A 14,541-nucleotide genomic window follows, 5' to 3' on the forward strand; every position below is an offset into this window, starting at 1 on the left:
ATGACGACACTCGCCAGTGGTACGGACACGCTCACGCGCGACGCGCTGACTGTCCTCCAGCCCGGCTTCACAGGGACCACGGCCCCCGACTGGCTGCTCCGGCACCTGGGAGAGGGCCTGGCCTCGGTCGGCCTGTTCGGCCGCAACATCGCCACCCCCGACCAGGTCGCGGCCCTGACCGCCCAGTTGCGCGCCGAACGCGACGACATCCTCGTCGCCATCGACGAGGAGAGCGGCGACGTCACCCGCCTGGAGGTCCACACCGGCTCCTCCTTCCCCGGCAACCACGCCCTGGGCGCGGTCGACGACGTCTCCCTGACCCAGGACGTCGCCTTCGAGCTCGGCCGTCGCCTTGCCGCGTGCGGGGTGAACCTCAATTGGGCCCCGTCCGCGGACGTGAACTCGAACCCGGGCAACCCCGTGATCGGCGTACGTTCCTTCGGCGCCGACACCGACCTGGTGGCCAGGCACACGGCTGCCTACGTCACCGGGCTCCAGGCGGCGGGCGTCGCGGCCTGCACCAAGCACTTCCCGGGGCACGGCGACACGGCGGTCGACTCGCACCACGCGCTGCCGCGCATCGACGCCGACCTGTCGGTGCTCGACGCCCGCGAACTCGCCCCGTTCCGGGCCGCGATCGCCGCCGGCACCCGCGCGGTGATGAGCGCGCACATCCTGGTCCCGGCGCTGGATCCCGACCGCCCGGCCACCCTCTCCCCGCGCATCCTCCAGGGCCTGCTCCGCGAGGAGCTCGGCTACGACGGCCTCATCGTCACCGACGGCATGGAGATGCAGGCCATCGCCGCCACCTATGGCATCCAGCGCGGCAGCGTCCTCGCCATCGCCGCGGGCGCCGACGCGATCTGCGTGGGCGGCGGGCTGTCGGACGACGACACCGTACGTCTCCTGCGCGACGCCCTCGTCTCGGCGGTGCGCAACGGTGAACTCCCCGAGGAACGCCTCGCGGACGCTGCGGAGCGGGTGCGGGCGCTCGCCCGGTGGACGGCCTCCGCGGCTTCCGCCGGATCGAGGACGGCCGTTGGCACGGACGGGCTTGCCGAGGTCGGACTCGTCGCCGCCCGTCGCGCTCTCACCGTGACGCGCACCGAGGCGTACGTCCCGGTCACCGACGCGCCGTACGTCGCCGCCCTCACCCCTGTCTCGAACATCGCGGTCGGCGACGAGACCCCCTGGGGTGTGACGGCGGAACTCAGCCGTCTGCTCCCGGGCACGGAGGCCGGCAGCTTCGCCGGTGAGGACGCCGGTCCGGTGGCGCTCTCCGTGGCGGGCACCCGGCGCATCGTCGCCGTCGTCCGTGACGAACACCGTCACCCCTGGATGGCGGCGGCCCTCGACACCCTCCTCGCCGCCCGCCCCGACACGATCGTGGTCGAGATGGGCGTACCCCAGGCCCCGCCGAGGGGCGCCCTCCACATCGCCACGCACGGCGCGGCGAACGTGTGCGGCCGAGCGGCGGCGGAGGTCATCGCGGGGCCGTAACAGCCCCGCGGTTCCCCATATACGAAGGTGCCTGGCCGCCCACGGGGGGTGGCCAGGCACCTTCGCTCATTTGCTTCCCGGCAGCGACCGGGTATCCGCGGCTGTGCTCCGAGCCTTCCGCGGCTGCGGCTGCGGCTGCGGATCCGGCTTCGTGCTCCGAGCCCGCGCGGCCGCGAACGCGTATCCGCCTCCGTGCTCCGCGTCCAGGCGTCCGCGGCTGATGGCGGCCGGATCCCCTAAATACCCTGCCAGTCCGGCTTGTTGACGAAGGTGTGCCGGAAGTAGTCGGCGAGCTTCAGCTTGGACGCCGCCGCCTCGTCCACGACAACGGTGGCGTGCGGGTGGAGCTGGAGTGCGGAGGCCGGGCACACCGCGGCGACCGGCCCCTCCACGGTCGCCGCGACCGCGTCGGCCTTGCCCTCGCCCGTCGCGAGCAGCACCAGGTGCCGCGCCTCCAGGATCGTGCCTATGCCCTGCGTGATGACGTGATGCGGCACCTGCTCGATGTCGCCCCCGAAGAACCGCGCGTTGTCGACGCGGGTCTGCTCGGTCAGCGTCTTGATCCGGGTCCGCGAGGCGAGCGAGGAGCACGGCTCGTTGAACCCGATGTGCCCGTCGGTGCCGATCCCGAGCAGCTGGAGATCGACTCCGCCCGCCGAGGCCAGCGCCGCGTCGTACGCCTCACACGCGGCCCGCACGTCCTCGGCGGTACCGTCCGGGCCCAGGAACGCATCCAGGCCGAGCCCGAGCGGCTCAAGCACTTCCCGCCACAACACCGACCGGTACGACTCGGGATGGTCCGCCGGCAGCCCCACGTACTCGTCGAGCTGCGCTATCCGCGCCCGCGAGGCGTCCACGGCACCGGAACTCACCTTCGCAGCCAGAGCTTGGTAGATGGGCAGCGGAGTCGAGCCGGTGGCCACGCCGAGCAGCGCGTCGGGCTTGTGTCGGAGCAGCTCCGACATGGCCTCGGCGATCAGCTCGCCGCCCGCCTTGGCGTCCGGGACGATGACAACTTCCACGCTGGGCCTGCCGATCTGGAGAGGGGACTCGACTGGAATCCAAAGGGGGACTCATGTGGTATAGACCAATCTAGCAGAGCCTCACCATCTCATCGTGTCGAACGCCCCTCATTCCCGCACCCCACCGACCCCCCTGTCGGGCCGGCGGAACTCGGCGGTCGGCCCTACGGCAGCGAACCCCCGGTCGCATCCACCCAGCTGCCTGTCACCCAACGCCCCGCGTCCGAGGCCAGGAACGCCACCACGTCCGCCACGTCCGCCGGTGTCCCCACCTTGCCCAGCGCCGAATAGGCCGCGGCCTGGGCCCACGACTCGTCGCTCGCGTGCAGGAGCTCGGCGTTGACGTCGGTGTCGATGATGCCGGGCGCCACCGAGTTCACGGTGATGCCCCGGGGGCCGAGGACCTTGGACAGGTCGCGGGTGAAGACGTCCAGGGCGCCCTTCGTCATCGCGTACGCCATCTTGTCCGGCATCGCCGCGGTCCGCGCGAGCCCCGAGGAGATGTTGACAACCCGCCCGCCGTCCCGGAGTCGGCCGAGGCCGTGCCGGACGATGAAGTGGGGCGCCTTCACATTCACCGCGAAGACCTTGTCGTACTCCTCCTCGGTTATCTCGCCCAGTGCGCTCGACGTGCCGATCCCTGCGTTGTTCACCAGGATGTCCAGACCCTCCGCGTGCCGGTCGAAGGCATCCCACAGCGCCTCCGCGTCGCCCGGCAGGCCCAGCTCCACCCCGATCGAGAACGCCGATCCGCCCGCCGCCTCGATCGTGGCGACCGTCTGCTTCGCCGCCGTCTCATTGCTGCCGTAGTGCACGGCCACCCGCGCGCCGTCCCTCCCCAGCCGCTCGGCGATGCCCCGCCCGATGCCCCTGCTGCCGCCCGTGACGAGTGCTGTCCTGCCCGCAAGCACGCCCATGTCGGCGCCCCCTTTGCATTTCCCTAGTGGTCGCTACAGAAAAACCGTACAGCAGTCCGCCGACATTTCTCTAGCATCCGCTATAAAATCCATCCCATGGTGAGCAGGCAGCAGACCGGGCTGGACGACCCGACGGACGGCGGCACGGAGGCTGAGGTGTCGGCCAAGGCGGCCGTCGGGACGCCGGTCAAGCAGCGTGGCCGTCCCCGGTCCTTCGACCGCGAGACCGCACTGGAGAAGGCGATCCTCGCCTTCTGGGAGCACGGGTACGAGGCGACCTCCGTCGCCGACCTGACCCGCGTCATGGGCATCGGCGCCCCGAGCCTCTACGCCGCTTTCGGCGACAAGCGCTCGCTCTTCGACGAGGTCGTCCGCGCGTACGGCACGAAGTACGGCTCGTTCGGGGAGCGCGCCCTTGCCGAGGAGCCCACCGCCCGAGCCGCGGTGGAACGGATGCTGCGCGAGGCCGCCGCCGAGTACACCGATCCGCGCCACCCGCACGGCTGCCTGGTCGTCCACGCGGCCACCAACTGCACCTCGCCGGAGGTCGAGGAATCCCTGCGCGAGCGGCGCAACGCCAACATCGCTGCCTTCGAGAGTCGTATACAGGCGGGGATCGACGCAGGTGAACTGCCTTCGAGTACCGACGCCGCGGCCCTCGCCCGGCACACCGGGGCGATGATCCAGGGAATGTCCCAGCAGGCGCGTGACGGAGCAACCAAGGAAGAGCTGGAGGCCCTGGCCGAACTCGCGATGGCGATCTGGCCCCGCTCATGCAGCCCGGCGGGCTAGTCTGCATGGTGGCTGCCGACGTATGTCGGATAAAGAGACAACAACAAACATTCGCCCGCGCATGGACACCGGCACCATGGACGCAGGAGCATGGTCTAGTCCACAATGCATGGGCAAGGCATTAAGAGCTTCAACTGAACAAGCCTCCGTCTTCCCCGCACAGGAAGGCGGACCGAGGATCCGGTGCTCTCTGCCCTGACTGCTCCGGCTCCTCTCTTCGGCCGATCGGGACCGCACACCCCGTGGCCGTTGTTGCTCCGGGCTGCGGTGCCGGGAGGGCTGAGGGTCCCTCCCAGGCGCCGCGGCCCGCGGGTGTCTCCGGGCCCCGCCGCTGCCCTGCGACCCGGCTGGTTTCGGGGCTTGTCGTAAACGGCGGGTACGCTCGCAGGCGTGCCCTCCATGAACGACCTCGTACGCCAGCACACCGCTCTCGGTGACTCCGACCTCGAGTGGCTGCATCTGCTGGTCTCGGAGTGGCAGTTGCTCTCCGACCTCTCCTTCGCAGACCTCGTTCTATGGGTCCCCACGCGCGACGGCACGCGCTATGTCTCCGTGGCCCAGATGCGGCCGAACACCGGCCCCACCTCCTACCAGGACGACATGGTGGGCCACCTCGTCCCGCGCGGCCGGCGCCCCCTGCTGGATGTCGCACTCGACGAGGGCAGGATCGTGCGCGAGGGCGATCCGGAATGGCGTGAGGAGGTTCCCGTACGGGTCGAGTCCATTCCCGTACGACGGGAAGGGCGTGTTCTAGGCGTCATCGCCCGCAACACCAACCTCCTCACCGTGCGCACCCCGAGCCGGCTGGAGCTGACGTACCTCCAGAGCGCGTCAGATCTCGCCCAGATGATCGCGGCGGGTTCCTTTCCGTTCCCCGACCAGCAGGTCGACATGGATGCCTCGCCGCGGGTGGGCGACGGGCTGATCCGCCTGGACGCGGACGGGATCGTCCAGTACGCGTCTCCGAACGCGCTGTCGGCGTACCACCGCCTCGGCCTGGCCGCCGATCTGGTGGGACACAACCTCGGCTCGACCACGGCTGAACTCGCCCCGTCCAGAGGGCCGGTGGACGAGGCGCTGGCCAAGGTCGCCAGTGGCTGGGCACCCCGCGAGTTCGAGATCGAGAGCGGGGAAGGGGTGATCCAGCTGCGCGCGATCCCGCTCAAGCCCAAGGGGACCCGGGTCGGTTCGCTGGTGCTGCTGCGTGATGTCACCGAACTGCGGCGCCGCGAGCGCGAGTTGATCACCAAGGACGCGACCATCCGGGAGATTCACCACCGGGTGAAGAACAACCTCCAGACGGTGGCGGCACTTCTGCGGCTGCAGGCCAGGCGGATCGAGTCGGACCGGGGCCGGGAAGCTCTGGAGGAAGCCGTGCGGCGGGTCGGATCGATCGCGATCGTGCACGAGACGCTGTCCCAGAACCTGGACGAACGGGTGGAGTTCGACGAGATCGCCGACCGGGTGCTCGCCATGGTCGCCGAGATCTCGCCCGGCAAGGTCACCGGCCGGCGCACCGGCCGTTTCGGGATTCTGGACGCCGAGGTCGCGACCCCGCTCTCCATGGTGCTCACCGAAATCCTGCAGAACGCCCTGGAGCACGGCTTCCGCGAGGGCGACCGCGGCACGGTCGAGGTCTCGGCGGTCCGAGGCGGCAGCACCAAGGACGCCCGGCTGCTGGTCACCGTCCAGGACGACGGGGTCGGTCTCCCCGAGGGCTTCGACCCGCACCGCTCGGGAAACCTGGGTCTGCAGATCGTACGGACGCTGGTGGAGGGTGAGTTGGGAGGAACCTTCGACATGGTGGCGGCCCCGGAGCGCGGTACGCAGGTGATCCTCGACATCCCCGTGGTGGCGCACAAATAGCGGGCGGGCGGGGACAGCGCAACCGACCAGGATCTACACGCGATCCACGCAGACGCAAAGGCCGACAGCGACCACGGCGCATGGCAGTGGCTCCGGCGCATGGCAGTGGCCCCGGACCAACAGGTCCGGGGCCACTGCCAACGCTTACGCTGCTATGCGCATTGGGGGGTACTGCGCGCTGCGGCTCGGGGGCGGGAGAAGCGTACTCGCTGTACGCGCCGCCAAGCTCAGGCTCGTGCGGGGTGGTGCGTCAGGCGGAGGCCTGACGGGCTCGGTTGCGGGCGGCGCGGCGCTTCATCGCGCGACGCTCGTCCTCGCTGAGGCCACCCCAGACGCCGGAGTCCTGGCCGGACTCGAGCGCCCACTGCAGGCACTGCTCCATGACGGGGCAGCGGCGGCAGACGGCCTTGGCTTCCTCGATCTGCAGCAGCGCAGGACCGGTGTTGCCGATGGGGAAGAAGAGCTCGGGGTCTTCCTCGCGGCAAACGGCGTTGTGACGCCAGTCCATGGCTGCTACCTCTCCTTGGGTATTACATGCACGTTGCTTGTGAATGTGAACGCTTTCACGAATCCCTCAACAAGGGAAGGGCCGACTGCCAGATGACCTGACGTGGTCCTGTGATTTGAGGAGGGGTTCTGGCTCTCTGTGGGGCCGATGCTGCGGGCCGTCCCGATCGCCACGTAGAGACTCGCAAACCTCAGCGGCGGATACAACCCCTTCTGGAAAGTTTTTTTTGATTCCTCGGTGTCGACTAGGTCACAGCCGTACTTCCATGGGGTGGACCCTGGTCTAAACGTTCGAGTGAAAGGACTTTGGGCCCTTCCACTCACACAATCACACGCAGTGCACGGCGTACGCCTGTGAACGTCACGCTCGTACGCAGTCCGAGGTGGTCGCCGTCCATCTGGAGGGGGAGCGGCACCTTCGAATGCAAGGTGAAGTCCGTCAGGTCGTGCAAGGACACTGCGTGCTTGCCGTGGGGTCCGCGCTCGGGGGACGAAGTGAGCAACTGGGTGGCATACCGGGCAACGGAAGCCGTCGACATGCGACTGAGGCCGAGTACGTCGAGTCCGGTATCGAACGAAGCCTTAGGCGAGGCGTACACCGGACGATTGCCGAGAAAAGTCCACGGCGCGGTGTTGCAGATGATGGACAGGATCAGATCGGTGACCGGATCCTGGCCGGGACGCTCCAGGGTGATCGTTCCGTGCCTGCGATGAGGTTCGTCCAAAAACTGCCGTAGTACTTGGCGCAAATACAACGCATGGGTGGAGCGCTTGCCGCGTTCGCGCTGCTGCTCGACCCGGCCGATCACGCCCGCGTCGAAGCCGAGGCCCGCGCAGAAGGTGAACCAGCGGGACGGCACCGACTCGTCCGCGGTACCCGGGGTGCCGGCGGCGAGGCCCAGTCCGATCGTGCGCTCTCGCTCCTCGCGCAGCGCGTCCAGCAGGGCGCCGGTCGCCTCCACCGGCTCGTTGGGCAGGCCGAGGGCGCGGGCGAAGACATTGGTGGAGCCGCCGGGGACCACGGCGAGGCGGGGCAGGCGCTCCGGGTCGGGGCCGTGGTGCAGCAGGCCGTTCACGACCTCGTTGACCGTTCCGTCGCCGCCGAGGGCGACGACCAGGTCTATGTCCTCGCTGTCGGCGGCCTGCCGGCCGAGGTCTCTGGCGTGCCCGCGGTACTCGGTGGTGACCGCTTCCAGCTTCATCTCGCTCGCCAGCGCGTGGATCAAGACGTCACGCGTGCGCGCACTTGTGGTGGTTGCCGCCGGATTGACCACGAGAAGTGCACGCATGCGATGCAGCGTACCCAGTCGGCGGTACTCGTCCCACGCCGAGTAGGGATCAAGTAAGAGTCCGGGCCGTGAGCCTGGCCACGTGGGGCGGTGGGGCTGGTCGTGTCGGGGCGTGAGCTCGGCCTCGGCCGGCGGTGGGTTTGCCTACGTGGGGCGGTGGGGCTGGCCTTGGTCGGTGGTGGGACGGGGATCTGGGGCAGGGGCGGGTGAGAGGGCGGGTGAGGGCCCCAGGCCCCGTGCGAGGTGGTCCCCGGGGTCCTGGGCCTGCCGAAGCCGCGGGCTACTCTTCAGGAGTGAGCCGTGAGCAGAATTCCACCTCCGACGCCCCTGCCCCAGATCCCCGCCCCGGGCGCCTGACCGCCGCGGCCGCGCTGACCGCGATCGAGGGGCTCGCCCTGGCGGCGGGGGGTGTCTACCTGCTCGTACTGGGCCTGTCGGGCGACCCGGACGACCGGCAGCAGGCCGTCACCGGCGGTGTGACGCTGCTGGTGCTCGCCCTGCTCCCGCTGCTGGCCACGCGCGGACTGCTGGGACGCCGCAGCTGGAGCCGGGGCCCCGCGGTGATCACCCAGATCATGGCGCTGCCCGTCGCCTACAACCTGCTTCAGGCCGACAGCGTGGCGATCCCCGCGGGCATCGCCCTGGCCGTCGTCGCGATCGCGGCCCTGGTGCTGCTGGTGAACCCCGCGACGACCCGGGCGCTGGGAATCCAAGGCCCGGGCGGCGTCCGGGAGGAGTAGCGGACCGAGCCGCAGGACCCCGCCGCAGTGCGGTCCTACTCCTCGACGAGCAGCTTCTCGCGGAGCTGGGCCAAGGTCCGGGCCAGCAGCCGGGAGACGTGCATCTGGGAGATGCCGACTTCCTGGGCGATCTGGGACTGCGTCATGTTGCCGAAGAAGCGCAGGAGCAGGATTCGCTTCTCGCGGGGCGGGAGGTCCTCCAGGAGTGGCTTGAGGGACTCGCGGTACTCGACCCCCTCCAGAGCCTCGTCCTCGGCGCCCAGGGTGTCCGCGACGGCGGGGGACTCGTCGTCGGTGTCGGGAACGTCCAGGGACAGCGTGGAGTACGCGTTGGCCGACTCCAGGCCCTCCAGGACCTCCTCCTCCGAGATGGCGAGCTTCTCGGCCAGCTCGTGCACCGTCGGAGACCGGCCGTGCTGCTGCGACAGCTCGGCCGTGGCCGTGGTGAGCGCCAGACGCAGCTCCTGGAGGCGCCGCGGGACGCGCACCGCCCAGCCCTTGTCACGGAAGTGGCGCTTGATCTCACCGACCACCGTCGGCGTCGCGTACGTCGAGAACTCGACGCCGCGCTCCGGGTCGAAGCGGTCCACCGACTTGATCAGGCCGATGGTGGCGACCTGCGTGAGGTCGTCCAGCGGCTCGCCGCGATTGCGGAAGCGGCGCGCGAGGTGCTCGACGAGCGGCAGGTGCATGCGGACCAGCTGGTTGCGCAGCTCCGCGTACTCGGCGCTGCCGTCCGCCAGCTTGCGCAGCTCGATGAACATCGTCCGTGCCCCGCTGCGGTCCCGGGGGTCGTGCCGGATGTGCTGGGCGCTCGGCCCGTGCTGCGCGCCCTGCACGCTCTGCGCCTCCGGCTTGTCGTGCCGCTCGTGCTCGCTCATAGTCCCGCCCGTCACCATTCCCCGAGCTCCCGGCTCCGCTCGAGCAGGGGAGACGCCCAGCCGTCCTTCTTCGGGCGTGCTGGGCGCGGCACCCTCCGGTTCCCGTCGCCCCTCGCCCTGGCCGGAGGGCTTCTCCCGTTCGTCCGCGTCGACCGGCGCGGTCTCCGCGGACACCGCGCCGTCCTCCGGGTGCGGCCGGGCCTGCTCGGGGAAGCCGTCGACGACGCCGTCCGCCGTACGCCGCGGCCCGCCCACCAGCTCGGCGGGAAGCTCCCGTGTGCCGCGCTCTTCCTCCCGCACCGGCCCGTCCCCGTTCCTCACGCCGGCCCGGGTCCCGCGCCGCGCTGTTTGTAGAGGCTGATCGTCACGGTCTTGTCCTCGGCGACGGTGGATTCGACCTTGCCCGCGAGGGCGGAGAGGACGGTCCAGGCGAAGGTGTCCCGCGCGGGGGCGTGACCGTCTGTGGTCGGGGCCGAGACCGTGACCTCCAGTGAGTCGTCGATGAGCCGGAAGACACAGCTGAGCACCGATCCGGGGACGGCCTGTTGCAACAGAATCGCGCAGGCCTCGTCCACCGCGATGCGCAGGTCCTCGATCTCGTCGAGGGTGAAGTCCAAACGGGCCGCGAGTCCGGCCGTGGCCGTACGCAGCACCGACAGGTAGGCGCCCGCGGCGGGCAGCCGGACTTCCACGAAGTCCTTGGTCGCGGGCTCGCCTGCGATCTGGGACACCCTCACCTCCATGGTGGTACAAGCTCTTTCAGGGGCCGAGGGTCGCCCCCCGGGGTAACGCGCTAGGTGGTTCAGCGGTGACGCTACCGCGCTCCCAAGTTTCCTGTCCCGGGGACCCCGCCCCTTGCTGTCACTCATAGTAAGCATATGAGTACGGACAGTGGCTAGGGGTCTGCGGCCCCAATTAGGAAGAGAACGCGCCGGGTTGACGTACCCAGGCGTCAGACGGTCGAACCGTCCGGATCGCGGGTCACACGCGCATGTGATCCGCGGCCCCCGCCAGTATGCCGTCCACGCGGCGGTCGACGGGTCATACGAGTACGTGGTCGACGAAGCACCAGCGCCAGTTCTCACCGGGTTCGAAGGTGCGCATGATCGGGTGCCCGGTGTCCTTGAAGTGCTGCGTCGCATGCCGCAACGGAGAGGAGTCGCAACAGCCGAGGTGCCCGCACGAGAGACAGAGGCGAAGCTGCACGGGGTGTGTGCCGGCGGCAAGGCACTCCAGGCAGGTCTCGCTCAGTGGCTCGGGCTCGGGGTGCGGCAACGCGTCCGCGTGCGTGCACTGTTTCATGATTGCCAGGTTACGTCGGGTGTGCGGGAAGTCGCGCGAAAACAGAGGGCGGGCGGAAGACGATGCACATTTTGCCACTGCTGTTGCTGGTCGCGGGGAGCGCGGCATGCGCGGCGGCCGCACGCCGCACATCGGTGCCGGCACCCCTGCTGCTTGTCACCGTGGGCCTGGTGATCTCGTACGTCCCCGGGGTGCCCGACTACGAACTCGACCCCGACGTCGTGCTCCCGCTGCTGCTGCCCCCGCTGCTGTATACGGCGGCCACCGACAGCTCGTACCTCGATCTGCGGGCGCAACTGCGACCCGTCGCCCTGTTGTCGGTCGGCTACGTCCTTTTCGCGACCCTGGTCGTCGGCTGGGTCGCCTATCTGCTCGTGCCGAGCCTGCCGCTGACCGCGGCGCTGGTTCTGGGCGCGGTGGTGGCGCCGCCGGACGCGGTCGCGGCCACGGCGGTGGCGCGACGGGTGGGGCTGCCCTCGCGGATCACCACGATCCTTCAGGGCGAGTCCTTGGTGAACGACGCGACCGCGATCACCGCCTACAAGGTGGCGCTCGCCGCGGCGGTCGGCGAGGGTGCGACCTGGGCGGGCGGCATCGGCGAGTTCCTGCTCGCGGCGGTCGGCGGCATCGCGGTCGGACTCCTGATGATGGTGCCGCTCCACTGGCTGCGCACCCACCTGAGGGAAGCGCTTCTTCAGAACACCCTCTCCTTGTTGATCCCTTTCGTCGCGTACGGGGTCGCCGAGCAGGTGCACGCCTCCGGGGTGCTCGCAGTGGTCGTCGTCGCCCTCTATCTCGGGCACCGCTCCTGGGAGGTCGATTTCGCGACCCGGCTCCAGGAGGAGGCGGTGTGGAAGATGGTCGCCTTCGTCCTGGAGTCGGCGGTCTTCGCGCTGATCGGACTGCAACTGCCGGTCGTCCTGAGGGGTCTTGAAGAGTACGAGGGTGTCGACGCTGCCTGGTACGCGGTGGCCCTCTTCCTCGTCGTGGTCGCGGCCCGGTTCGTGTGGGTGTATCCCGCGACCTTCCTGCCGCGGATTTTTTCGGCGCGCATCCGGAAGCGGGAGGAGAACCCCACCTGGAAAGGGCCCTTCGTCATCGGCTGGGCCGGGATGCGGGGCGTGGTCTCGCTCGCCATCGCGTTCTCGATCCCGCTCACCACGCACAGCGGTGAGCCCTTTCCGGACCGCAATCTCATCCTCTTCCTGACCTTCACGACGGTGATCGGGACCCTGGTGGTGCAGGGACTGACGCTGCCCCCGCTGATCCGCTTCCTGAAGCTGCCGGGGCGCGACGCGCAGAGCGAGACGCTCGCCGAGGCCAACGCCCAGGCGCAGGCGTCCCGGGCCGCCGAACAGCGCCTGGAGGAGCTCCTCCAGGACGAACGCAATGCTCTGCCCCCACCGCTCGCCGACCGCCTCCGCGCGGTCCTGGAGCGCCGCCGCAACGCCGTCTGGGAGCGCCTCGGCGCGGTGAACCCGGTGACCGGCGAATCCGCCGACGACACCTACCGTCGGCTGTCCGGCGAGATGATCGGCGCAGAGCGCGAGGTCTTCGTGCGGCTGCGCGACCTCCGCTACATCGACGACGAGATGCTGCGCACGCTGCTGCGCAGGCTGGACCTGGAGGAGGCGGCGGCGTACCGGGAGACGACGTGAGCGGTCTCGTCGGCCGACCGAACACCCGCTTCAGGAGAGCGCTGCTCCGGTGATCACGGCTGCCACCGTCGTCCCGCGCGGGAAGGCGCCCTCCGCGGTGAGAGCGACAAGTCCGTACAGCATTTTGGCGACATAGAGACGTTCGACGGGCAGGCCGTGGCGTTGTTGGAAGTCCTCGGCGAAGGTGTCGAGCTCGGGGGCGGTGCGGGCGTAGCCGCCGAAGTGGAAGCGTTCGTCCAGGGACCAGTCGCCGCGGCGGGCGCCGAAGGCGCTGACTTGGAGGGCCTGTATCTCGGTGCTCAGGAAGCCGCCCTTGAGGACGGGGATGCCCAGGGTGCGCTGGTCAGGGGCGAGCCCTGCGGCCAGACCCGCCAGTGTGCCGCCGGTGCCGCAGGGCAGGGCGACGACATCGGCGTGGCCGCGCAGCTCCTCGCCGAGCGCCCGGCAGCCGCGTACGGCAAGGGAGTTGCTGCCGCCCTCGGGTACGACGTACGCGTCCTCGGCGCCCAGCGCGCGCAGGATCCCGGCGAGTGTCTCCGGCTCGGACTTGTGGCGGTACGTCGATCTGTCGACGAAGTGCAGTCGCATGCCGTCAGCCGCGCATCGGGCGAGTGAGGGGTTGAGGGGGCGCCCGGACAGCTCCTGGCCGCGGACCACGCCGATGGTGGGGAACCCGAGCAGGCGGCCGGCTGCTGCCGTGGCGCGTAGGTGGTTCGAGTACGCCCCGCCGAATGTGACCACCGTACGGCCCGCCGCCGCTGCCAGGTTCAGGGCCAGCTTGCGCCACTTGTTGCCCACCAGCTCCGGATGGATCAGATCGTCCCGCTTGAGCACCAGCCGGACGCCGTGACGGTCGAAGCGGTCTTCCACGATGTCCTGCGACGGTGAGGGGAGGCGGGGGCACAGGACGTTGAGGTCGAGTGGCGGCGCTTTGGAGGTGAGGGGTACGTCGGGAGTGGTGGGAGTGGTGGGGGTGGTGGGGGTGGTGGAAGCCGTGGTGACGGCGCTGGGAAGGGTGGCGGCGGTGGGGATGTCCGGGCGGGTCACCCTGCCATTGTCGGACATGCGTCCGGGGCGGCCCCTCCGACGGTCTTCCGGTGGGGTGGGTGGTGTGCGGGCCGGGTCTGCGGTGGGGTGGGTGGTGTGCGGGCTGGGTTTCCGGAGGACCGGTGGTGTGCTGACCGGGTCTCCGGAGGGTTGGGTGAGCCGGGCCCGCGGACGGCAGGCGGTGCAGGGCCGGGCGGGCGGTAGCCGTGCCGGGGTGTGTGCCGCCGACGGTCTGGGGGATTCCAGGGGCGCTGCCCGGCGCCGCGGTCACTTCAGCCGGTCGCGCACACGCTTCCTCATGGAGTCCATCGTGAAGCCGCGCGGGTCGATCTTGCCCGGTTGCCACTCCAGGTGGCCGATCACCGAGCGCTCCGTCCAGCCGTGGTGGCGGCAGATCGCGGCGGCGACCCTCTCGATCGTGTCCAGCTGGGCATCGGGCCAGGGGTCTTCGCCGTTGCCGAGGTTCTCGCACTCGAAGCCGTAGAAATGGCGGTTGCCGTCGGTGTTCGCCTCGTTGTCCGGCGGGAGTCGCTTCTCCGCGATCACGGCGCGAAGTACCTCGTCGTCACCCAGGCCCGCGTGGTTGGCCCGGCCGTAGCCGACGAGGTGGACGGCGCCGTCCTTGGTGATGACGCCGTGGCACAGCGGCCCGGGCAGCTCCGCGTAGCCGTCGCGACAGAGCTCGACGGTGCGCTTGCTGCCCGAGGTCACCGTGTGATGGATCATCACGCCGTACACCGGACCCCACGGGCCCTTGTGATTGCGGTTGTGGTGCTCCCAGTCGCCGACCTCGACGACGGTGACGCCCGCCTCGCTGAGCCGGTTCAGGAAACCGCTCGCGGACATGGGTGGGGCCATGACCGCCCTCCTTCGCGCTGAACGCCGACCGCCTGTCGCGGCCGTCTCCTACCGCCGCTTTGTACTCGCAAACCGGTGGCCGGACCCAGCCGTTCGCACAGCGTGCGAGCCGATCCGGTCAGCGACGTGCGGTGATGTCCAGCGGTGAGCCGTGGCGCGAAG

The 14,541-nt window shown here is 70.0% G+C and carries 14 protein-coding genes; 5 read left to right on the forward strand and 9 right to left on the reverse strand.

The genetic code is table 11. From position 1 onward, the window contains the following. Nucleotides 1-1,500, forward strand: a complete 1,500-nt coding sequence (locus tag ACFYPC_RS02585) for a glycoside hydrolase family 3 protein (RefSeq protein WP_388669475.1) — start codon at nucleotides 1-3, stop codon at nucleotides 1,498-1,500. Nucleotides 1,501-1,736: 236 nt separating this feature from the next. Here ACFYPC_RS02585 and nagB read toward each other — a convergent pair whose 3' ends face one another. After that, complete coding sequence (nagB, locus tag ACFYPC_RS02590) at nucleotides 1,737-2,522, reverse strand: glucosamine-6-phosphate deaminase (protein ID WP_388669477.1); 786 nt, start codon at nucleotides 2,520-2,522, stop codon at nucleotides 1,737-1,739. 164 nt (nucleotides 2,523-2,686) lie between these two features. Then, entirely contained in the window at nucleotides 2,687-3,439 is a 753-nt protein-coding gene (locus ACFYPC_RS02595) for an SDR family oxidoreductase (protein WP_388669480.1), read from the reverse strand. Between the two features lie 96 nt (nucleotides 3,440-3,535). Between ACFYPC_RS02595 and ACFYPC_RS02600 the strand changes: the two genes are divergently transcribed. Continuing rightward, nucleotides 3,536-4,231, forward strand: coding sequence for a TetR/AcrR family transcriptional regulator (locus ACFYPC_RS02600; RefSeq protein WP_388669483.1), 696 nt, complete (start codon nucleotides 3,536-3,538; stop codon nucleotides 4,229-4,231). Between the two features lie 399 nt (nucleotides 4,232-4,630). Beyond that, nucleotides 4,631-6,097: a sensor histidine kinase gene (locus ACFYPC_RS02605; RefSeq protein ID WP_388670033.1), complete on the forward strand. Its 1,467-nt coding sequence runs from the start codon at nucleotides 4,631-4,633 to the stop codon at nucleotides 6,095-6,097. 250 nt (nucleotides 6,098-6,347) lie between these two features. Here ACFYPC_RS02605 and ACFYPC_RS02610 read toward each other — a convergent pair whose 3' ends face one another. Together ACFYPC_RS02610 and ACFYPC_RS02615 are read right to left on the reverse strand one after the other, a co-directional pair. Then, nucleotides 6,348-6,605: a WhiB family transcriptional regulator gene (locus tag ACFYPC_RS02610; RefSeq protein WP_016639615.1), complete on the reverse strand. Its 258-nt coding sequence runs from the start codon at nucleotides 6,603-6,605 to the stop codon at nucleotides 6,348-6,350. A 319-nt stretch (nucleotides 6,606-6,924) separates the two neighbouring features. Next, entirely contained in the window at nucleotides 6,925-7,893 is a 969-nt protein-coding gene (locus ACFYPC_RS02615) for a diacylglycerol/lipid kinase family protein (RefSeq protein ID WP_388669485.1), read from the reverse strand. A 293-nt stretch (nucleotides 7,894-8,186) separates the two neighbouring features. Between ACFYPC_RS02615 and ACFYPC_RS02620 the strand changes: the two genes are divergently transcribed. Next, a complete protein-coding gene (locus ACFYPC_RS02620; RefSeq protein ID WP_388669488.1) occupies nucleotides 8,187-8,633 on the forward strand; it encodes a hypothetical protein in 447 nt (148 codons plus the stop codon). Nucleotides 8,634-8,668: 35 nt separating this feature from the next. Here ACFYPC_RS02620 and ACFYPC_RS02625 read toward each other — a convergent pair whose 3' ends face one another. The 3 genes from ACFYPC_RS02625 to ACFYPC_RS02635 all read right to left on the reverse strand — a co-directional run bounded on the left by ACFYPC_RS02625 (nucleotide 8,669) and on the right by ACFYPC_RS02635 (nucleotide 10,816). Further along, nucleotides 8,669-9,835: an RNA polymerase sigma factor SigF gene (locus ACFYPC_RS02625; protein ID WP_388669491.1), complete on the reverse strand. Its 1,167-nt coding sequence runs from the start codon at nucleotides 9,833-9,835 to the stop codon at nucleotides 8,669-8,671. Next, nucleotides 9,832-10,245 (reverse strand): anti-sigma regulatory factor, encoded by a 414-nt coding sequence (locus ACFYPC_RS02630; protein ID WP_266454474.1) that lies wholly within the window; start codon nucleotides 10,243-10,245, stop codon nucleotides 9,832-9,834. Before ACFYPC_RS02630 ends, ACFYPC_RS02625 begins: the two co-directional genes overlap by 4 nt. A 310-nt stretch (nucleotides 10,246-10,555) precedes the next feature. Continuing rightward, entirely contained in the window at nucleotides 10,556-10,816 is a 261-nt protein-coding gene (locus ACFYPC_RS02635) for a UBP-type zinc finger domain-containing protein (protein WP_388669494.1), read from the reverse strand. Between the two features lie 62 nt (nucleotides 10,817-10,878). Here ACFYPC_RS02635 and ACFYPC_RS02640 point away from each other — a divergent pair, with 62 nt between their 5' ends. Further along, a complete protein-coding gene (locus ACFYPC_RS02640; RefSeq protein ID WP_388669497.1) occupies nucleotides 10,879-12,474 on the forward strand; it encodes a Na+/H+ antiporter in 1,596 nt (531 codons plus the stop codon). Between the two features lie 30 nt (nucleotides 12,475-12,504). Here ACFYPC_RS02640 and ACFYPC_RS02645 read toward each other — a convergent pair whose 3' ends face one another. Next, nucleotides 12,505-13,539, reverse strand: a complete 1,035-nt coding sequence (locus ACFYPC_RS02645) for a 1-aminocyclopropane-1-carboxylate deaminase/D-cysteine desulfhydrase (protein WP_388669500.1) — start codon at nucleotides 13,537-13,539, stop codon at nucleotides 12,505-12,507. A 249-nt stretch (nucleotides 13,540-13,788) separates the two neighbouring features. Beyond that, nucleotides 13,789-14,379 carry an N-acetylmuramoyl-L-alanine amidase gene (locus tag ACFYPC_RS02650; protein WP_388669503.1) on the reverse strand — a complete coding sequence of 197 codons (591 nt, stop codon included), beginning with the start codon at nucleotides 14,377-14,379 and terminating at the stop codon, nucleotides 13,789-13,791. Nucleotides 14,380-14,541 lie beyond the last annotated feature (162 nt).

This window comes from Streptomyces sp. NPDC005808 (assembly GCF_042871385.1).
Classification (GTDB): domain Bacteria; phylum Actinomycetota; class Actinomycetes; order Streptomycetales; family Streptomycetaceae; genus Streptomyces.